Source organism: Chryseobacterium sp. FR048 (assembly GCF_056844665.1).
Window position 1 is genome coordinate 906,022 of the sequence record NZ_JBXDSE010000002.1, and the last position, 19,505, is coordinate 925,526.

Consider the following 19,505-nt stretch of genomic DNA (forward strand, 5'->3'; position numbering starts at 1 on the left):
ATCCGGAGAAAATTTCTCCGGATTTTTATTTTGTAAGATGATTTTCTTAGAAAATCTCTCTTCCTGAAAAATGGAACTGAGCTTCGATCAATGCATTTTCGTCAGAATCTGAACCGTGTACTGCATTTTCTCCGATGCTTCTTGCAAACATTTTTCTGATAGTACCTTCTGCAGCTTCTGCAGGGTTAGTAGAACCGATTAATGTTCTGAAATCCTCTACAGCGTTGTCTTTTTCTAAAACAGCAGCTACGATAGGACCAGAGCTCATGAATTCTACCAACTCACCATAAAATGGTCTTTCAGCATGTACTTCATAGAATTTTTTTGCATCAGCAACTGTAAGCTGAGTTAATTTTAAAGCTTTGATTTTAAAACCTCCTTCAGCAATCTTACCCAATATTGCACCGATATGTCCGTCTGCTACTGCATCAGGCTTAATCATAGTGAATGTAATGTTAGACATAAATGTATATTTTTTTAATGCCGCAAAATTACAAAAAATATCTTTGATTTTTATTTTAATTTTTTTTTAACATAAAAATAACTTTTATTAAGAAATCGTGAACCAAACTTTGGCACAGTAATTGTTTATTTTATTCCGATTCTCATGTTTAATTTGAGTTTTCATGGTTATTAGTTTTTACCCAGCTTCGGCTGGGTTTTTTATTTGTAATAAATCAAATTGTTTCTTAACAATGTCGTAACATAAAAAACATTATAAAACCTAATCATCACATTATTGCTTCCATTTCAAACAATGAAACAAATACCACTTTCCTAGTTTCTGTGACAGGCTTATTTTGGCAGTAGACAGAAAACTTAAAAAAGTAGAGTTATTGTCAGAAAAAATAGGTCAGAAAAGTGGACTTATTTAAAAAGGCTAAATATTTTCCGTCAAAAAAAATAAAAAAAATCATTTTTTATAAAATTTTCAGCCGTTCCATTTGAAACATGCCGGAATCAGATATAAAACCGAGAAAAAGAAAGGAGGAAATGCTTCATTCGGGATAAGATTGATCAATATATGAGTCATTTAAAAAGAAAACGGATCCAAATGGCACATTTTTCTCTGCCAATAATGCACATTTTGTCTTAGTGACAGAAAGTCACAATAACGAATCGGGAATAAATCGGAAGAATAGTATTGAAATAGAATTCAAATTTATACCCGGTAATATGTCAGAATTTATTTTATATAAAAGAAAATACTACATTATAGGTTTTATAGATTCATACTTATCTTAACCTAATATATATAAAAAACATGCCAATTTAATCTAAATTGGTTTCAGGATTGAGGTGACCACCTTACAGCAGACCTCTATTCTCTATGTAGTCATTTGATTATTTTTGAGCAGCTTCTTCCGCCTCGTCCATCAGTTTGATGTAAGTCGCATAACGGGAATGCTGAATTTCTCCTGTTTCAAGAGCATCAAGAACGGCACATTTGGGTTCGTTGACGTGAAGGCAGTTGTGAAACTTGCACTCTTCTCTCTTTTTAAAGATTTCAGGAAAATAATGCTGTACTTCTTCTTTTTCAATATCAATCATGGCAAATTCACGAACCCCCGGAGTATCGATGACATTACCACCAAAATCCCAGAAATGCATCTGTGCAAAGGTCGTAGTGTGCTTTCCTTTCAAATGGGTATCAGAAATTTCAGAAGTCTTTAAGTTTAATCCTGGCTGCAAAGCATTCACCAATGTTGATTTCCCGCAACCGGAATGACCAAAGAATACAGAAGTTTTGTCTTTCAGTATTTCCTGAAGCTGATCGAGATTCAGCTTAGAATAAGACGATATTTCTAAAGTGTCATACCCTATTTCCTGATAAAGGAATTCTACATCCTTTACAATTTCAATTTCTTCTTCGTGTAAAACGTCAATTTTATTGAACAGGATCAATGGGGTGATATTGTAGGCTTCGCAGCATGCCAGAAAACGATCCAGGAATCCTAATGAGGTTTCAGGATGTTTTAAGGTAAAAATAAAACAAGCCAAATCGATATTGGAAGCAATAATATGTGCCTCTTTTGAAAGGTTAACTGATTTTCTGATCAGATAATTGGTACGTGGTTCTATTTTAGTGATCCATGCAATATCATCCTGTTCCAATTGGAACTCAACAAAATCTCCTACAGCAAGCGGATTGGTAAGCCTGGTTTTAATTAATTTAAATTTCCCCCTGATCCTGGCCTCGAAAATTTTATTAGTTTCCAATTCCAAAACCTGATACCAGCTGCCCGTAGATTTAATGATTTTTCCTTTCATAGATAATATGGTGCAAATATAAGCAATTAGGGCTTAGAATCAGGAATTAGGTTAAAAACAAATGTGTGAGTTCTCCTAACATCCGGAAGCTAAGCCCCAATTTTTATTGAATTCGGAAAGTTTCTCCCAAAGAATCAGGAATTTTCTTCTTCTTTAAGTTCCGATTTCTGGTATGTATTATTATCTGTTGATCATAATATTATTCTGAACTTCAATAGACTCCTCATGGATTGCCTTGAATACTTTTTCTATAAACTCCTGAGACATTCCTGTTTCTATTGCTTTCTGATTAGCATATTCTGTAATCACTTTCCAACGTTCAGGCTGGAAGATCGCAATATCATTTTCTTTCTTCAGTTTACCGATCTTCTCAGAAATTTTCATTCTTTGAGAAAGCAGTTCGATCAACTGGAAATCAAGATCTGAAATTAAAGTTCTGTGTCTTCCCATCTCCCCTTCGAATCCTGTTAAATTAGGATTTCTTACTTTCAGATTTCCGATCAATTCTGCTAAAACTTCCGGAGTAATCTGCTGAGATGCATCACTCCATGCTTCGTCAGGATTAGAGTGCGTTTCGATGATTGCCCCTTGGTAACCTACGTTAAGCGCTTCCTGGGTAATATCTGCAAGACCGGTTCTGTTTCCGCAAATGTGAGAAGGGTCGATCAGCATTGGAATATTAGGGAACTGACTTTTGAAATCAAGGGCAATCTGCCAGTTCGGGTTGTTTCTGTATTTTGTTTTCTGGTATGTTGAGAATCCTCTGTGAATGACCCCCAGGTTTTTAATATCCTGTCCCAAAAGCCTTTCCAAAGCTCCAATCCATAATGCAAGATCCGGATTGACAGGGTTTTTAACGAATACAGGTTTATCAGTACCTCTTAAAGCCATTGCAATTTCCTGTACGGTGAAAGGGTTTACTGTAGAACGGGCACCGATCCAAAGAACATCTACATCAGCTTCCAGAGCAGCAAAAACGTGGTGAGCATTAGCAACTTCCGTAGCCGTTTTGAAACCGTATTCTTCTTTTACTTTCTTCAGCCAGTTAAGACCGATTACGCCTACTCCCTCAAATCCGTTAGGTTTTGTACGGGGCTTCCAGATTCCTGCACGGAATACAGATACCTGTGCATTGGATTCTTTAATTCTTCTTGCGGTTTCAAGCATCTGAGCTTCACTTTCTGCGCTACATGGTCCTGCAATCATTAATGGCTGTGTAAGCTCATTGATCCACTCGTTTTTTAAATCTTTTAAATTCATTATTTTAAATTTTATTGTTTTATATTTTTAAATAAGTTCACAGCAATAGCCCTTTGATTATAAAATTTAATTTATAATTCTTTTCAAAAAATGCCGTTAAAAAAATTGTTTAAAGGAAATCAGGGTAATAAAAGGGCTCTACTTCTCCTGTATTTTTTGGAAAGAAATTCAGTTAACAATACCAATAAAATCGGTAATACGTTCTGAAATTTCTATAATAAGAAGCAGAAAAACTAAAATAACCACTAAAAAAGTAATTAGCGGGTGCAAAAAAAGACTGATATGTTTTAGATAATGTTTCCATTTTTCTTCTGGAAATGTCTTTGTTTTAGCGTTTCTGGTTGCAATTTGTTCTTGTTGAAAATGTATTTTCTACAAAAATCTGTGACAAATATATGAAAATTATGTCAAATCAAACTTCATTAAATCATCAAGATCTTTCAAAATTGGATTTTTTTCGATAAATTTTTCGAAAATCTTTCTTTTGGTGACTACCTCAATCTTCAGATTTTCAACGTCCCGCTCGTATTCTACCTCAATGGTATGGTTCTGAACTTTTCTTCTGAAATGATTGAAAAATTCACCACTTATTTTATCAAATTCCACTTTGGCAGAATCAGAAGGAAACAAAACTTTGATTTTATGTTCGTCTGCTTTGACCAGCTTAAAGGTTTTGACTGCATTAAAAACAAAATTATTTTTTATCTGCAGCTGTTTAAGCATAATTTTCCATTCCATCTGCAGATCGGTATCTGTAAAATGGTTCTGAGGAAGGTTTTCAGTTCTTACAACAATATCTTCTGTTGTTTCTACCTTCTCTTCTTTGGTCAAAAATGAATTGATGCTGAATCCGGAAGAAATTCCCGATCTTGATAATGGCTTGTTGGTTTTCGTTACAGCTACTTCCTGAGCATTTTCAGCAGCTACAGGTTGTTCTACTCTAACTTCTTTTTTCTCCTGAACTTTTTCAGGCATTTTCACCTCCTGCTTCTCACTGAGAAACGGAGCCAGTATCAGGAACTTTTTTTTTTAGTATCACCTGAATTAGCCGTCAGAGAAGCCAGCTGCATCAGTGCAATTTCAACCGTAAGTCTAGGGTTTTTGGAGTTTTTGTAATTAATATCCGCATGATTACAGATCTCAATACCATCAATCAGTTGCTGGGCGACCCATTTCTGTCCCTGTTCTATAAATTTAGACTTGGTCTTCTCTCCCACTTCAATAAGATCGATTGTGGAAGCATTCTGGGCCATCATCAGATCCCGGAAATGATTTCCTAATCCGGCAATGAAAATATGAGGATCAAAACCTTTCTTTACAATATCATTGAAAGCAGAAAGTACTTCAGGAATTTTATTTTCCTTAGCAAGATCCACAATATTCAGGTACTGATCGTAGTCCAGGATATTCAGTACTTCGGCAGCTTTTGCCAGGGTGATATTCTTTTGGGAAAATGTAGAAAGCCTGTCGAAAATAGAAAGCGCATCTCTTAATGCTCCATCCGCTTTTTGAGCGATCAGATACAGTGCATCGTCTTCGTATTGAATATTTTCTTTCTGAGCAATATTTCTGAGGTGTGCCTGGATGTCTTCAATGGTAATTCTCTTGAAGTCATAGATCTGACAACGGGATAAGATGGTAGGAATGATCTTATGTTTTTCCGTAGTTGCCAAAATGAAAATGGCATGAGCCGGCGGTTCCTCAAGTGTTTTAAGGAAAGCATTGAAAGCTGCAGAAGACAGCATGTGCACCTCGTCTATGATATATACTTTGTATTTACCAACCTGAGGGGCAAAACGTACCTGATCTATAAGTTCCCTAATATCATCTACAGAGTTATTGGATGCGGCATCCAACTCATAGATATTATAGGCAAAGCCATCTTCTGAAACCGAGCCATCTTTCTCATTGATCTTTCTTGCCAGAATTCTGGCACAAGTAGTTTTACCCACACCACGAGGTCCGCAAAAAAGTAATGCCTGAGCTAATTGGCTTTCTTCAATTGCATGTTCTAAAGTATCCGTAATATGGGATTGTCCTACAACTGTATCAAACTCCTGAGGACGATATTTTCTTGCAGATACTATAAAATTTTCCATTGGTCAAAAATAAGAAATATAGTTTTAATTTGAAAATTAAAAGTTTTCAAATTATCAACAAAAACTTATTTCTGCTCAAATTGGAAAACTTTTAATGATTATTTCTTTTTACTGTATGCAAAATCGATCAGCTCTACAACAGCCTGTTCTATCTCTTTTCTACCTTCTTCTGTTTTCAGGTCGATACCACAGAATTTATTGGCGTTATATCCTGTATAAAGGTTAAGATAATAAGCTCCGGAAACAATGAGTGCCATAATGGCTCTGTGTCTTGTAGCCATACCTTCTCCAAAATAAGGATCGGAAATATTTCCAAACAGAACTTCTCCTACCTCTTCACGCTGCTCTACCAGCTTTTTAAGGATAGGTTTGCTTTCTGAAAGTTCCCAAAGGATGATCTTCTGCAACTCCTTATTTTTTTTCAGGTTCTCAAACTGGTTCAGTACAACCATTTTGGTAAGCTCATGTCCACCATCAGAAAAATCCATGGCTACATCCTGATTAACCTGACTCCAATAATCCTGAGATTTGATATATTCATCGATCAGTTTATCAGTACTTCCAAAGTACTCATAGATCAATTTTTTATCAAAACCGGCTACTGCCGCAATTTTACTTACTTTTAGGCCTGAATAACCTTTTACTCTTAAAATTTTACCAACTGCAGCGAGCAGTTTTTGTTTAGTTTTTTCTTTGTCCCTAATGGGGCCCTGCACTACTTTTCTAGGCATAATTTATTATTTTTTCGCAATATGCAATTTTTTATTAATATCTTCAAACGCATTCAGTGTTTTGTCAAGATGTTCCTTCTCATGTCTCGCTGTTACACTCATTCTGATACGCGCATCTTTTCTCGGCACTGCCGGATAAAGAATAGGATTCGTATAAATCCCTTTTTCTATTAATAATTTTCCGGCTTCTCCTGTCACAAATGGATCTCCAATTTTTACGGGAACGATGGCTGAGCGGGTAATTCCCGTATCTAATCCCAAATCATCAAGCCCTTTTTTGAAATAATTAATATTCTCCCAGAGCTTTTCTCTCCAGATGGGTTCTTCATCAATAAGATCAATAGCTTTAACGATTCCTGCGGATGATGGTGGAGCTGTTGCAGAGAAGATCTGCTGACGGGACTGGAATTTGATAAAGGCTGCTATTTTTTTATTGGTAATTACATATCCGCCAAGGTTTCCAAACGTTTTACTGAATGTTCCTGTCATGATATCTACTTTATCCAGCAGGTCTGCTTCTTCCAGAGTACCTCTTCCCGTTTCTCCAAGGATACCGACGCCATGTACGTCGTCTACCATAAGAAAGGCATTGTACTTCTTCACCAGATTATAGATCTCATTGATGCGTGACGTATCACCATCCTGGGAGTAAACTCCATCTACAATAACGAGTTTCGTACGGTACAGATTTTCAGATACCTTCAAAATGTGTTCCAAAGATTCCAAATTATTGTGCGGAAATGTTTTTTTATTGGTAAAAGCACATCCTTCATGCACACTGGCATGCACAGCCATATCTAAAATGGCGAGATCTTCCTTCAGCATCAGACATTGTAAAGTGGCACTGTTGGCTGTATATCCTGTTGTAAATACAACCGCCTCGTCTTCATTACGTCTGAAAAAACCTGAAATTTTTTTCTCCAATGCATTATGATAATCAAAATATCCTCCTATAAGAGGTGTGGCTCCCGTTCCTGTGCCATATTTCTCTATCCCTTCAATCGCTGCCTGTTTTACTTTCGGGTGCTGTGTAAATCCTAAATAGTCACTTGACACAAAGCTAACAAATTCTCTGTTCTGATTGGCAATATTTACATTTAATATTGCATTGGTTCCTGAAGTGTTCTTCAGTCTGTAATTCATATGTCCATTAGACTTTACATAGTCCAAATATTCATAAAATATTTCAGCCCTCTGAGCCATATCATTATCTGCTATATTCTCAAAGTCTTTAATGGTTGCTGTTGTGAAATTGATGCTCATCCTTAATCTTGTTTGTTGTGGTTCGAAGAAACAAATATATGACTATTTAAAGGGCTTTAGCTTGCATTATGAATTAAATATTATTAAAGACACAATATTTTATTCTTTTCCTCTGTAAACCAAACTGCTTCATTTTATATCCGCAACTTTAAACGCCTTTCTTTGTTGAATTAATTAGTTTTTTCTCACCTAAATTTAACAAAAAAAGCATACAATAAAGTAATATAAATAAACAAATATTAAAAAAATGCGATTATTTTTCACAACATACTCATTTATAAAAGATTATTTTTATTTATTTTCTCATTTTAATTCATTAGAAATTCTAAATCAAGATTAATTAAGTCCCCCAATAGAGAAAATCGCTTCAAAAACAAGCTCTATTAGAGAGGACCTGGAGCTATTTTATCAAAGAAAAATCAGATTGTTTTGGAATGCCTGAATTCTCCGGGAGTAAATCCGGTCATTTTTTTAAAGAATTTTGAGAAATTGGAAGGATCATAGGTAAAAATACGTGCAATTTCTGCCACAGACTTATCTGAAGTATTCAGCATTTCTTTGGCTTCTGCAATAATTTTTTCGTCATAAAAATAACAGGGATGCTGCCCGGTTTCTTTTTTAATGGTATCTGTAAGGTGTTTATGGGAGACTGCAAGTTCGCCGGCAATTTGATTCACTTCCATAAATTCAGGAACAGTGCCTGTAATGACATCCTGAATATGCTTTTCTAAAAAGGCAAAATATTGGCTGGTAATTTCTTCACTTCTTTTCATCTTGTTTGTTATTTACGGTCAATTTAGATTTATAAAATTAATCATAAGAAATAAAACAATATGGTGAATTTTTCGGATATTTAAGACTTATTCTCCATTAAAAACTGCCTTTACAAGCCTACTTGGGCACTTTTAAGCTTCATGCAAGTATCCGTTTATATCCTGAACATCCCATCAGAATATCCTTTCGCTCATCTTTGCAAGGATTAGATTTACGACTGTCTGTTTGTATATAATAAAAAAAGATCTCTAAAAAAGAGACCCTTTATTTTAGGACTAACCGTTTGTGTCTTTAGAATCATTTCCATAAAAAAGCCTGTATTGATCAGCTATGGAAACTTTTTTGCAAAAGTAGGAATACCGGAGAATCCCTTCAAAAAATAGATGTAGAATTATCACAATTCTCTTGTAAAACTTTTACTACAAAAAATTCGCAGGCCGTCTCTATCCATTCCCGTTAAAACTATTTATTCTCACCGGCTGAAAAAAATCCATTTAAACACATTAAACATTTAAAAACCAACACCATATCTACATTCTCATTTATTCACCACACATAGAACTACTATATACCTGTTCGTCAAAGAGTCTCAAAAATGAAATAGCCATGGTGATAAAAACTCTATATTGTAGAATAAATTTTCACATTCTGTAGAATTATTTCTACAAAAACTCCCGCAAAACACTCTCCTTCCCTTATAAATAAAGACAAAATTCATATGAAAACAGTTCAAAACATATCTGTTTATGTCTATAATTTCACTATTTTTACACCGTTAAAAAAATATAAAACACAGAAGACCAAGAAAACTTAATGATAAAAATTTATTCTCAATCGTTCCCACCTACTAAAAAAACTTGGACTTGTACAAAAACTATTATTAACCGTTTTTTGCCTTGATGCAGAAAGCATAGATCAGTTTTGCACATATGAGAGTTTGGGCATTAGCTTTTGCTTGCTTATATATAAATTTCTACGGACAGCGCCATACTTCCACATGGTACAATATTGACAACGGACTTCCGCAAAGCAGCGCCAAGGCCATTGTCAAGGATAAATATGGCTTTATCTGGATCTCTACAGAAAACGGTATTGTACGGTATGACGGAAGTTCTTTTATTACCTTTAATAATTTTAAGGTCAATAATATCCATTTTGGAGAATTTGCCGGGGAACCTCTTCTGGACAGTATTACGATTCTCAATAATTTCCAGAAAAATAAAATCATTATCAGAAACAGGTTTCCCAGACTGACCAAGCTCTACAACAATAACAAAGCAGCTATCCCAAAGAACAATGGTTCTATGCAGCGGATTGCCAACAACATTATAACATCCAGTTTTTATAATGATATTCAGTATTTCATCCAGCTAAAAAACTCGGCCTATCTTTTTAAGGAAAAGAATGCAATCATTTACAGGAATGAAAAAGGAAAAGAAACTAAAATCGTTCTTCCCTTTTCTAACAGGGACCTGAGCAATGTTTTTGTATTCAATAAGGTTCTTTTCATCAATGATATGAAATCCCGAAAAACGTATTCTATAGATGAAGGCAAGCTTTCTGTTTCTGAAAAACCTACTCTCTTTAATGATCCTGATACCAGAATCTATTGGCAACAGGTTACCAACCAGACCTTCGTTATCAATCATAATAACATCTATATTGCAGAGTGCAACGGGACCGATCTGGCATTGAAATTTCTGGTAAAATATGATGAAATAGGGAGCCATTCTTACTGTTCTATGTATTATGGCAAAGCTTTTAACAGACTTTATCTGGGGACTCTGAATAACGGACTTAATATTCTCAAACTTTCTGACTTTAATGTAGCAAAAAAGAAAGCTGCTTTTTCCAGCAATATTTATTATGCCTCTCTCCCTTTCAGTAAGAATACAATCATTGCTGAGGACGGAACAGAGTTTGGAAAAGACGGCATTGTCAATCAATATTCGTTCGGAAATAATGACAATTACCTCATGATGTATGACCGCTCCGGAAATATTCTGATCCGAAAGAGAGGCAGTATCATCAGGTTTCATAAAAATTCCGGATACCAAAAGAAAGATTCTACTTTTATAAAACAGGGATTTGAGGCCTTTTTTCAAAGCGGAAATCTTTATGCCTCTACGTTTTTAAATTCTTCAGGTTATCAATTACGGATTTCCAGAAAGGACATTTTTGCCCGGCCCGATTTTATCTATCATTTTAAAAGTTCCATCAACACTGTTTTTCAATATGCTGAAAATGAAATTTTAACAGGTAATGATGACGGTCTTTATGCTGTGACTCTTGGAAAGAATACGGTAGTCCAGATTCACGGGAATATCAGTGTCAAAAACATTATCAGAACAAAGGATAATCTGATCTGGATCACTACTGATAAAAACGGATTTTATCTCTTAAAAAACAGTAAGCTGATCAAAATGCCTAATGACAGGAACAATTATCTGCAGTCTGCCCATTACCTCCTTGAAGACAGAAAAGGATATTACTGGATCTCTTCCAACAACGGACTGTTTAAGGTTCCTAAAAAACAATTGTTGCAGCATGCTGCAGATGGAAAAGCTCCGGTTTATTATTATCGGTTCACCAAACGGGACGGTTTTCTGACCAATGAATTCAACGGCAGTTCACAGCCTAATGCCTATGCCCTGGAGAACGGAGATTTTGTGTTTCCGTCAATGGATGGTTTTGTATTCTTCAATCCGGACAGCGTGAGGACTTATTATCCTGAAAAAACGAAATTTTATCTTGAAAGAATAAGGATCGGAAACGCCGAAACGCAATATTTTCATAAGGCTCTTGATCTGAAAAACGATTATAAAACAGCGGATGTTTTTATCGATATTCCTTATTATTCTAATCTGGAAAATCTTTATTTAGAAGCTAAAATCTCAGGCAATGAAAGTACAGGTTGGGAACCGATCGTTACAGGAAAAGAATTGAAATATACCATCAGCAACCTTTCTCCGGGAGACTATACCCTCAGTGTAAGAATGCTGATTTCTCCTGATGGAAAGTTTGAAGAGAAAAGCATCCAGTTCAAAATTCAGCCGTTCTTTTACCAGACCTTGCTGTTCCGGGTATCTCTCTCCATTGTCATTCTGATCATTATTATTGTCATTGTTCAGCTGACCACAAATTTTTTACGGATAAAAAACAAAGCGCTCAAGCAGATTGTTCATAATAAAAATTCTGAGCTCAAGGAAACGTCTCTTACGCTTGAAGGGGTAAAAAGTGATTTACGGAAGGAAACGGAATATCAGAAAAAGCTGGTAGAAACCATCAGCCATGATATTACCACGCCCATCAGGTTTATTGCCATGCTCTCTCAAAAGCTTCATGAATCAGATGATGTGGAACTTCAGAAAAAATATTTTGACAGTATTTACAAGTCTTCTGAGCAGCTTTATCAGTTCACTTTAAATTTAAAGGAATATACAGAGCTTTACAAAGCAGAAAATATTTTTGAAGAATTGGAATACCCTATTAACAGGCTCCTTGAAATCAAAAAGAGATTGTTTCATGAAATTGCAAAGGAAAAAGGAACGTCTATTACCAATATGACGGAAAGCATCGTATACTCCAGGGTAAATGAAAGTATTTTAACGGCTATCATTCACAATATCCTTGATAATGCGGTAAAAAACACATTTGAAGGAGAAATCATTCTGAATATTACAGAAAACAATCAAAATTCAATAATAACCATCACGGACACAGGAGCCGGAATGTCTGAAGAGCAGATCAACATTTATATCAGCCTATTCAGAAATCCCCAGCTGGAAACTCCCAGTTTTAAAGGAAAAGGACTGGGCCTTCATATGGTGATTCATCTGGTCAAAAAAATTAACGCCGAAATAAGTTTCAGGCATCATCACCCTAAAGGAACTGTTGTGGATATTATTCTCAATAAAAACTAACTTACTTATATGAACGAAAGAATATTAATCGCTGATGATCATTACGTAGTAAGGGCTGGAACGGCTCTGGTACTTGAATCTGCTTATCCCGGTCTTACCATAGATTTTGCCGAAGACTATGAACAGGTCAGAAAAATGCTGGGTACGCAGCAGTATGGGCTTCTAATCTTAGATATTGATATGCCGGGGACCCAATATAAAAAGATGATTTCTGAGCTGAAAAGCATACAGAAAGATATAAAAATCCTTGTTTTTTCAGGGTATGATAAAGACGTAGCCATACAGTACATCAGAGAAGGGGCTGAAGGCTACCTGAATAAACAAAGCAGCGAAGAAGAGATCAAAAACGCCGTAAGAACCGTGATTGAAAAGGGCTATTTTTATCCGGCAGAACTTATAGGGCTCATTATTCAGAATAAAAGGGATAATCCGGCAGAAAAACTGTCAACCCGGGAATATGAAATTTTCAAACTTCTGGCAGATGGAAACGGTAATCTCGAAATCGCTAACAAGCTCAATATCCAAATGTCTACGGTAAGTACTTATAAGAAAAGGATTTTTCAGAAACTTGATGTCACCAATATCGCTGAGCTGATCAAGGTATATGAAATGATGCATTAATTTCTAATCTTAAGATAGGAAATACTAAGAAGTATGATATTTATAACCGACACCTATTGTCATGATTGAAATAATGATTTTTAGATTCAAAAAATAATCAGGAAATTTACAGGATCATATTCTCTATGAACCAGTGGATTTTAATGGCAAAAAAGCATGAATTTATCTGAAAAAGCAGATCAGGGAAGCCAGCGTTTCCGATACATAAAGCTTTGTATTTTCTTTTCCGGGCTTTCCGTATTTGCACAGCTTTACCTTTTTCAGCCTATATTACCGATGGCTGCGGAACACTTTAAAGTATCAGCAGGTGATACCTCACTGCTTGTTTCCTCATCTACAATCGGGATGGCTCTGGGACTCCTGTTTTTTGCTTTTAAGGCAGACAGCTACTCCAGAAAGGGGCTGATGGTATTTTCTCTGATCTCGTCAGCCTTACTGACCCTTATTTCAACATGGATTCCCAGTCTCAGCCTTCTGATTGTCATCGGAATGTTGAAAGGTTTTGTTGTTTCAGGAGTTTCGGCAGTGGCTTTGGCCTATCTTACTGAGGAAGTGAGTACCTTAGCTATTCCTATGGCCATCAGTATGTACCTCAGCGGTAATACAATAGGTGGGATGAGCGGAAGAATCCTGGCGACTCTCATAGCCGGAGAATTGGGATGGCGCAATGCTATTCTGGTCATCGGTATAGAAAGTCTGATTCTGGGGATAATATTCTGGAAACTGTTTCCGGAATCCCGGTTTTTCAACCCTCAGAAAACGGACTATCACCTGAAGGTAAAACAGATGAAGTTTTTCCTTACCAGCCCTTATATGCTCCGGCTGTACTTCATTGCCGCATTGCTGATGGGTGTTTTCGTGAGTGTTTACAATTATTTAAGCTTCAGACTCGAAGGAAAACCATTCTTTCTGAACCATTTTATTATTGCCTTTATCTTTTTAATGTATATTTTCGGGGTTTTTGGAACGATGATTGTGGGACGCCTTTCTAAAAGATTCCTGATGAATACGATTCTGAAAGCTTCTATTCTTTCTATGCTTTTGGGAGCTCTTTTACTTTTATCGGAAAACATCTATATTCTTATTTTTGGGCTTGGACTTTTTACCCTTTCATTCTTCGCAGCACATACCATGGCCAGCCAGATGGCAGCGCTTTACGCCAGACGTGGAAAATCGTCAGCCACCTCTATTTACTGGTTGTTTTATTATTTTGGTTCAAGTATTCTGGGAAGTGGTACCGGCTACCTTCTTCACGCCTACTCCTGGAATGTCTTCATTGCCATTCTGATGATTGCTGTTATCATCGCATTGCTACTGTCAACAGCCAATGTATCCAGAGAAAGAAAAAGTACAGGTACCACATAGATACCATATTTATTTCGGATGAAATTCTCTTTATCGCCCACCCAATAGTCATTTTAACACTTTATTAATTATTTATACTAAAAATTTAACCTAAGATTCACAGAAACAAGGCGCAGCAATACAATGCAGGGCATAATATTTGCAATTTATACAGAACATTTCCATCACTAAAATTCAAAATATTATGAACGTAGCAGATCTAAAAATCAAAAACTTAGTCGAGTACAAAAATCAGATTTATACGATCACTGAAATTTTCCAGCGTGCGGGGCAGGCGTATTTTGTTAAAATAGAAAATGACATTCACAGTGTTTCGGTTCCTGCTGATTCTATAAAACCTATTAAGATAACGGAAGAATGGCTTCAGAAATTTGGGTTTTCAAGAACGTATGCATCAGATCAGCGGATCCGGTACGAAAGACCGGAAACATTCATTAAATACGATATAGACCTGAGTTCAAAAAAAATACTGGAAGGACTCAAGATATATGGTAACGCTATAAAGTGTAAATATATTCACGAATTTCAGAATATTTTCTCCTGTTTATTCGGAAAAGAAGCAGCCTTACATAGAGGCTACCTGAAAGCAGAATCATAGTTTAATAGTTCTTAATTATCGGAAACCACAGTTGATCATTACTGTGGTTTTCTTTTATGATAGTCATCATGAGGAAAAGTAATTTTCCGAAAAATTCACCATATGTAAATCATTCATTTCATGCATATTTGTATCAGAGTTCTATTCTTACCAAATAAAAAGCACTTGAAATGATTTTAAAAGTTATTAATTCCATACTCATTCTTACCGCTGTCTTTATGGGCTTCAAACAGGGAACAGCAATGATCTCGGGAAAGCCTGAAATGATGGCAATGTTTGGAAAATGGGGATTTGACAAAACAGAGCTCATGATCAACGGGGCTGTTACTGTCATCGCATCTGTCATGATCTTATTTCCCAAAACATTTGTCTGGGGAAATTTTTTGATGGCTGCCGGTATATTACTGATCATCTGTTTCCATCTTATGCAGAGGGATTTAAAAGGAGTCGTTATAGAACTCCCGTTTCTATGCCTGAATCTGCTTATTATCTACCTTCAGCACCCGCTTAAAAATTAAAATCATGAGGAAAAAATATCAGACGATTCTGATACTGGCAATATTACTTTCCTGCATGGCCTACGGACAAAAAACAGATCAGGAAAAACACAATACTCAAACGCAACATTCAAAACATCAAAATATGGATTTATCAACCATTACAGATTCTTCTGTAAAACAGGCCATAGAAGCACTTCAAGCTGGCGACAAAAAATGGTACAGCTATTTTACCGAAAACCCTGCAATGACTGATGACGGCAATCCCGTAGACTTTAAGTCTTTTTTCTCGAATGCATTGGGAAAAGAATCTTTTCTCAGTATAGACCGTGTTGAGAATAACGGTCAAAACATCTATGGTAACTTTAAGGCAGGACAATGGGGAACGTTTCCTGTATTTTTTAAGTTCCATAAAAATGCGGAAGGGAAATTTGACAGGCTTGATATTGGGCAGGCCAGATAAACGGTTTTTTTGCCACGAATGCACGAATTTTTTAAGATTGGATAGTCTTTATTATTGAAATATTCAAGCCGTTAATTGCCTTTAAAAATTTATAGTTTTGCATCTATGTGGTTTTTATCTTCACTACAGATACATGGATTTTTGACATATAAAAGACTGTATGATCATCTAACAGTATTGATCATTCACAATACAAAATCCGGCTCATTTTGAGCCGGATTTCATGTATAATAAGTTTATGCAGTACCTTTTAGCTTTTGAACACTAATTTATTGGCAAGCTTCAAAGTATAGGCATTTTTTACTTTTGTTAAAGTGTATTTCCCTTTTTTATAAACAATAGCTTTTTTAGAAGCCACTTTATCAAGGACAAGACTTCCATCGGATGAAGGCATGAACAATTCTGCTTTTGCCCCGTCTTCACTCATTATCACGGCTGCATTAGAAGTATAGGTTTTCTTGTTGTCTACTTCTTTCAGCTGTATTTTCTGCTCAAAAACCCTTACACAGTCATTTTTTAGTACAGAAAAGGTATAGCCTGCAGATCCTTTGCATCCATGTTTATCTTTATCTGCTCCTCCTTTGGGAACAAGTTGTGCTGATACTCCTGAAGCAAACACAACAACAGCCATTGCTGTAATCAATTTTTTTACGTTTTTCATATGTTTTTTTATTTATCGATCCAATTTTATGATAATTTAAGAATCTGTTTTCTTATTTTTAAATTAATTATTATTAAAATTTCATGCCAATTTATAAAATGAGTCTTTAAAAGAAGAGGAATTGTTTTATTTTGTTTCATGGGTGTATTATTCCCTCTCTTTTCATGCTGAAAATTTAAAAAAACTTATGAAAGAAATCACAAAATCTTCCTACAACATAGATACCACATCTGTAATTTTATTTAAAAAAAATGGATTCCAGTAGTATTTTCAGGAATAATGGAAACAGGTCTTTGCGATATTAAAGTAGATTTATCTCATTATCTATCTAGTTTTTCAATCTGAGCAAACCATTCTTCATAAACATCCTGCGCGGTTTTATGTTTATGTTGGGTAAAAGTTTTATTATAGCTAAGATCACTGTTGAATTTCCCGGTTTTCGGATGGTATGACAGCTTCAGCAGTACCGGAACTTCCCTACCTTCATTTATGAATAATTCTTCGATATTTTTCAACGTCTGATTTCCTGCATGTAACATTCCAAAAGCTCTTTCATTACTGATGTCATACTGCATATCGGATACTTCATTTACTTTATGGGATTTCACAAGATAGCCGTTAATTTCATAAAATGCTTTATAAAAGTAACCGGATTCTATTAATCCGATGATATAGACAGCATCCACTTCTTCCGAATTATTATTGACAAATTCGAAACCCGTTTCAACCAATCCTGCAAGATATTTTTGAAATTCATTATCAAAATGAGCCATATTCTGATCGTTTACATTTACATCAGTTAAGATAGCAAAATTTAACCATTCTACCTTTGACCTGTTTATATGTAATCCCGTCATTACCAACCTCATCCATAGCTACCATAATATTTATGTAAATTTGTCTCTTATTTACCCGTCAAAAAACAAAAACGGACAATCCCAAAACTTCATGATGAACACAGACGATATTATTTCACAGTTGACAAAGCACTTTCAGGAAATTGTTCCTTTACAGGACAATGAGATTGATCTTGTGATTCAAAAACTGGAATTTATTCAACTTAAAAAGAAAGACTATCTTCTTCGTGAAGGGCAGGTTTCCCGACATATGCGCTTCATTGCTCAGGGAAGTCTCTATGCTTATCATATTGATGAAAAAGGAAAGGAAAATATAACTCAACTCGGCATTGAAAACTGGTGGGTAAATGATTTATACAGCTATCTGAGTGAACTTCCCTCAAGAATGTTTATTCAGGCCAATGAAGATACTTTTGTTGTACAGATCAGTAAAAACAATCTCGAGCTTCTGTATAAAGAAGTTCCTGCCATCTCAGAGTTCTGGCGTTTGAAAATGCAGTCTGCTTATGTCACTTTACAGGAAAGGACATTTGAACATTCAAGAGTAGATGCTTACACCAAATACATAAACTTCGTTACAGCTTATCGAAATATTGAGCAACGGTTTCCACAATATATGATAGCATCCTATCTGGGAATCACCGTAGAATATCTCAGTTATTTAAGAAAAAAACATCTGTCTGACGTTTCTTAAGATATCTTAAGTTTATTCCGATCATGCCTGAATAATTTTGCTCTCAGAATTTAAATGAGTGAAATATGAAGGCCAGATTTATCGCCATTACAGCCATTGCATCAGTTTCTTTAAACCTTAATGCACAGAAGCTCAACTATACCCCGGATCTTGTTGCAGGACATCGTTCCTACACCTATATGCACAATGTCAATTATTATTTTAATGATCGGCTGAAGCTTAATAATCTTACTTTATTTGATACGGAATATACCAGAGACAAAGAGAATATATTCTTTATCAGAAATACTCTGGCTTATCATCTTACCAGAAAGATAAGTATAAACGCTGCATTGGGTATGAAAAACCCGGGAGCATTCTTCAGTGCTTATATCCAGTATCGGATCGCAAAACCTATTTATACTCTCTCCTATTCCATCGGGACTACCTACCAGAAAGGATTTTCGCTTGAGCAATCCGTTTCTTTTGAATATATGCCACACCTCAAAGAAAATCTTCAGGGATATTTCAGTGTTCTTGCTATTGGTAATCTGGATGGGAGCGGCTATCCCAGAGGATTACAGTTTATTCGGCTGGGGATTAAACAGGACAAAATGATGTATGGCATCGCCTCTAATTTTGACCAATTCAACAACGGAAAAAAGACCCTGGAAAATATCGGGGCATTTGTAAAATATAACTTTTAAATAGTATCAGAAAATGAAAAAGAACATTGATTTAGGAATGTTAATCAGCAGAATAGCCATTGGGTTTCCCATGTCAGTTTACGGAATTAATAAGATGATCCATGGCATTGGATTTATCGAAGAGATGATGACCATGCACGGATTGCCTTCTGTCTTTGCTTATGGAGTTTTTGTGGGTGAAATCATAGCTCCGGTAATGCTGATCATTGGGTTCAGGACACGTCTGGCAGGTTTGATCTTTACCACCAATTGTTTCACGGCAACTATTCTGGCGCAGACCACCAATATCTTTAAGCTGAATGAATTCGGAGGCTGGGCTTTGGAATTGTTGGCCATCTACATGTTGATTGGTATAAGCTTTTTCTTTACCGGAGCAGGGAAATATGCAGTTTCTACGAAGAGTAAATGGGATTGATAATGGATCGCCGTTGATTTTTTGCCACGAATACACGAATTTTTTATTCGCATATTCTTAGAATTATTTGTGTATTCGTGGCATAAGAAAAAAATATTTTATACTATACTTTTCTCTCTACGCTTTGGTGGTTATTAATCTACATTTATATACCAGATCTCAGGATATGGTGATCCTCAACATGTCGAAAAAAGTCATGTATAAGCAGATCTTCCTACTCACACCTTGAAATTCATCCTCCAAATAATACACTTCATCCATCCTATTCTACAACATATCCTTTAACACACTGAACAACAGCTTATTGAATAAATATTAAAGTTTCTT

At 35.7% G+C, this 19,505-nt stretch carries 19 protein-coding genes; 9 read left to right on the top strand and 10 right to left on the bottom strand.

All coding sequences use genetic code 11. The annotated features are described in order from the left end of the window. Positions 1-46: 46 nt before the first annotated feature. The 8 genes from AC106K_RS09040 to AC106K_RS09075 all read right to left on the bottom strand — a co-directional run bounded on the left by AC106K_RS09040 (position 47) and on the right by AC106K_RS09075 (position 8,397). Entirely contained in the window at positions 47-463 is a 417-nt protein-coding gene (locus AC106K_RS09040) for a nucleoside-diphosphate kinase (RefSeq protein WP_034722935.1), read from the bottom strand. 881 nt (positions 464-1,344) lie between these two features. Beyond that, on the bottom strand, positions 1,345-2,271 hold the full coding sequence (gene rsgA / locus AC106K_RS09045) for a ribosome small subunit-dependent GTPase A (protein ID WP_482444662.1): 927 nt from the start codon (positions 2,269-2,271) through the stop codon (positions 1,345-1,347). A gap of 180 nt (positions 2,272-2,451) precedes the next feature. Then, a complete protein-coding gene (locus tag AC106K_RS09050; RefSeq protein WP_047098906.1) occupies positions 2,452-3,531 on the bottom strand; it encodes a chorismate mutase in 1,080 nt (359 codons plus the stop codon). A gap of 402 nt (positions 3,532-3,933) precedes the next feature. After that, on the bottom strand, positions 3,934-4,506 hold the full coding sequence (locus AC106K_RS09055) for a hypothetical protein (RefSeq protein WP_482444664.1): 573 nt from the start codon (positions 4,504-4,506) through the stop codon (positions 3,934-3,936). Between the two features lie 38 nt (positions 4,507-4,544). Then, positions 4,545-5,630 carry a DNA polymerase III subunit gamma/tau gene (gene dnaX, locus AC106K_RS09060; RefSeq protein WP_482444665.1) on the bottom strand — a complete coding sequence of 362 codons (1,086 nt, stop codon included), beginning with the start codon at positions 5,628-5,630 and terminating at the stop codon, positions 4,545-4,547. A gap of 98 nt (positions 5,631-5,728) precedes the next feature. Next, positions 5,729-6,361 carry a TetR/AcrR family transcriptional regulator gene (locus tag AC106K_RS09065; protein WP_482444667.1) on the bottom strand — a complete coding sequence of 211 codons (633 nt, stop codon included), beginning with the start codon at positions 6,359-6,361 and terminating at the stop codon, positions 5,729-5,731. A gap of 6 nt (positions 6,362-6,367) precedes the next feature. Continuing rightward, positions 6,368-7,624: an aminotransferase class I/II-fold pyridoxal phosphate-dependent enzyme gene (locus AC106K_RS09070; protein ID WP_482444669.1), complete on the bottom strand. Its 1,257-nt coding sequence runs from the start codon at positions 7,622-7,624 to the stop codon at positions 6,368-6,370. A 419-nt stretch (positions 7,625-8,043) separates the two neighbouring features. Continuing rightward, the gene (locus AC106K_RS09075) at positions 8,044-8,397 is read right to left on the bottom strand and encodes a helix-turn-helix domain-containing protein (RefSeq protein WP_482444671.1); all 354 of its coding nucleotides are present in this window, start codon (positions 8,395-8,397) and stop codon (positions 8,044-8,046) included. 930 nt (positions 8,398-9,327) lie between these two features. On the opposite strand from AC106K_RS09075, the gene AC106K_RS09080 reads away from it, so the two are divergent. From AC106K_RS09080 to AC106K_RS09105, 6 genes are all read left to right on the top strand, one after another. After that, on the top strand, positions 9,328-12,321 hold the full coding sequence (locus AC106K_RS09080; protein ID WP_482444672.1) for a sensor histidine kinase: 2,994 nt from the start codon (positions 9,328-9,330) through the stop codon (positions 12,319-12,321). A 9-nt stretch (positions 12,322-12,330) separates the two neighbouring features. Then, positions 12,331-12,942 (top strand): response regulator, encoded by a 612-nt coding sequence (locus AC106K_RS09085; protein WP_482444674.1) that lies wholly within the window; start codon positions 12,331-12,333, stop codon positions 12,940-12,942. A 156-nt stretch (positions 12,943-13,098) separates the two neighbouring features. Further along, a complete protein-coding gene (locus AC106K_RS09090; protein ID WP_482444676.1) occupies positions 13,099-14,307 on the top strand; it encodes an MFS transporter in 1,209 nt (402 codons plus the stop codon). 184 nt (positions 14,308-14,491) lie between these two features. Further along, complete coding sequence (locus tag AC106K_RS09095) at positions 14,492-14,905, top strand: hypothetical protein (RefSeq protein ID WP_482444677.1); 414 nt, start codon at positions 14,492-14,494, stop codon at positions 14,903-14,905. Positions 14,906-15,075: 170 nt separating this feature from the next. Then, on the top strand, positions 15,076-15,423 hold the full coding sequence (locus AC106K_RS09100; protein ID WP_482444679.1) for a DoxX family protein: 348 nt from the start codon (positions 15,076-15,078) through the stop codon (positions 15,421-15,423). Between the two features lie 4 nt (positions 15,424-15,427). Then, positions 15,428-15,865, top strand: a complete 438-nt coding sequence (locus AC106K_RS09105; RefSeq protein ID WP_482444680.1) for a hypothetical protein — start codon at positions 15,428-15,430, stop codon at positions 15,863-15,865. Positions 15,866-16,115: 250 nt separating this feature from the next. Here AC106K_RS09105 and AC106K_RS09110 read toward each other — a convergent pair whose 3' ends face one another. Further along, positions 16,116-16,526 carry a hypothetical protein gene (locus AC106K_RS09110; RefSeq protein WP_482444681.1) on the bottom strand — a complete coding sequence of 137 codons (411 nt, stop codon included), beginning with the start codon at positions 16,524-16,526 and terminating at the stop codon, positions 16,116-16,118. Positions 16,527-16,846: 320 nt separating this feature from the next. Further along, on the bottom strand, positions 16,847-17,299 hold the full coding sequence (locus tag AC106K_RS09115) for a hypothetical protein (RefSeq protein ID WP_482444683.1): 453 nt from the start codon (positions 17,297-17,299) through the stop codon (positions 16,847-16,849). A 178-nt stretch (positions 17,300-17,477) separates the two neighbouring features. Here AC106K_RS09115 and AC106K_RS09120 point away from each other — a divergent pair, with 178 nt between their 5' ends. The 3 genes from AC106K_RS09120 to AC106K_RS09130 all read left to right on the top strand — a co-directional run bounded on the left by AC106K_RS09120 (position 17,478) and on the right by AC106K_RS09130 (position 19,178). After that, positions 17,478-18,077 (top strand): Crp/Fnr family transcriptional regulator, encoded by a 600-nt coding sequence (locus AC106K_RS09120; RefSeq protein WP_482444761.1) that lies wholly within the window; start codon positions 17,478-17,480, stop codon positions 18,075-18,077. Between the two features lie 65 nt (positions 18,078-18,142). Then, on the top strand, positions 18,143-18,763 hold the full coding sequence (locus AC106K_RS09125; RefSeq protein ID WP_482444684.1) for a hypothetical protein: 621 nt from the start codon (positions 18,143-18,145) through the stop codon (positions 18,761-18,763). Between the two features lie 13 nt (positions 18,764-18,776). Further along, positions 18,777-19,178, top strand: a complete 402-nt coding sequence (locus AC106K_RS09130) for a DoxX family protein (RefSeq protein WP_482444686.1) — start codon at positions 18,777-18,779, stop codon at positions 19,176-19,178. Positions 19,179-19,505 lie beyond the last annotated feature (327 nt).

Bases quoted from the DNA above. Each gene is read 5' to 3' on its own strand.
- AC106K_RS09040 (WP_034722935.1), bottom strand. From the start codon at position 463: ATGTCTAACATTACATTCACTATGATTAAGCCTGATGCAGTAGCAGAC.
- rsgA (WP_482444662.1), bottom strand. From the start codon at position 2,271: ATGAAAGGAAAAATCATTAAATCTACGGGCAGCTGGTATCAGGTTTTG.
- AC106K_RS09050 (WP_047098906.1), bottom strand. From the start codon at position 3,531: ATGAATTTAAAAGATTTAAAAAACGAGTGGATCAATGAGCTTACACAG.
- AC106K_RS09055 (WP_482444664.1), bottom strand. From the start codon at position 4,506: ATGCCTGAAAAAGTTCAGGAGAAAAAAGAAGTTAGAGTAGAACAACCT.
- dnaX (WP_482444665.1), bottom strand. From the start codon at position 5,630: ATGGAAAATTTTATAGTATCTGCAAGAAAATATCGTCCTCAGGAGTTT.
- AC106K_RS09065 (WP_482444667.1), bottom strand. From the start codon at position 6,361: ATGCCTAGAAAAGTAGTGCAGGGCCCCATTAGGGACAAAGAAAAAACT.
- AC106K_RS09070 (WP_482444669.1), bottom strand. From the start codon at position 7,624: ATGAGCATCAATTTCACAACAGCAACCATTAAAGACTTTGAGAATATA.
- AC106K_RS09075 (WP_482444671.1), bottom strand. From the start codon at position 8,397: ATGAAAAGAAGTGAAGAAATTACCAGCCAATATTTTGCCTTTTTAGAA.
- AC106K_RS09080 (WP_482444672.1), top strand. From the start codon at position 9,328: ATGAGAGTTTGGGCATTAGCTTTTGCTTGCTTATATATAAATTTCTAC.
- AC106K_RS09085 (WP_482444674.1), top strand. From the start codon at position 12,331: ATGAACGAAAGAATATTAATCGCTGATGATCATTACGTAGTAAGGGCT.
- AC106K_RS09090 (WP_482444676.1), top strand. From the start codon at position 13,099: ATGAATTTATCTGAAAAAGCAGATCAGGGAAGCCAGCGTTTCCGATAC.
- AC106K_RS09095 (WP_482444677.1), top strand. From the start codon at position 14,492: ATGAACGTAGCAGATCTAAAAATCAAAAACTTAGTCGAGTACAAAAAT.
- AC106K_RS09100 (WP_482444679.1), top strand. From the start codon at position 15,076: ATGATTTTAAAAGTTATTAATTCCATACTCATTCTTACCGCTGTCTTT.
- AC106K_RS09105 (WP_482444680.1), top strand. From the start codon at position 15,428: ATGAGGAAAAAATATCAGACGATTCTGATACTGGCAATATTACTTTCC.
- AC106K_RS09110 (WP_482444681.1), bottom strand. From the start codon at position 16,526: ATGAAAAACGTAAAAAAATTGATTACAGCAATGGCTGTTGTTGTGTTT.
- AC106K_RS09115 (WP_482444683.1), bottom strand. From the start codon at position 17,299: ATGGCTCATTTTGATAATGAATTTCAAAAATATCTTGCAGGATTGGTT.
- AC106K_RS09120 (WP_482444761.1), top strand. From the start codon at position 17,478: ATGAACACAGACGATATTATTTCACAGTTGACAAAGCACTTTCAGGAA.
- AC106K_RS09125 (WP_482444684.1), top strand. From the start codon at position 18,143: ATGAAGGCCAGATTTATCGCCATTACAGCCATTGCATCAGTTTCTTTA.
- AC106K_RS09130 (WP_482444686.1), top strand. From the start codon at position 18,777: ATGAAAAAGAACATTGATTTAGGAATGTTAATCAGCAGAATAGCCATT.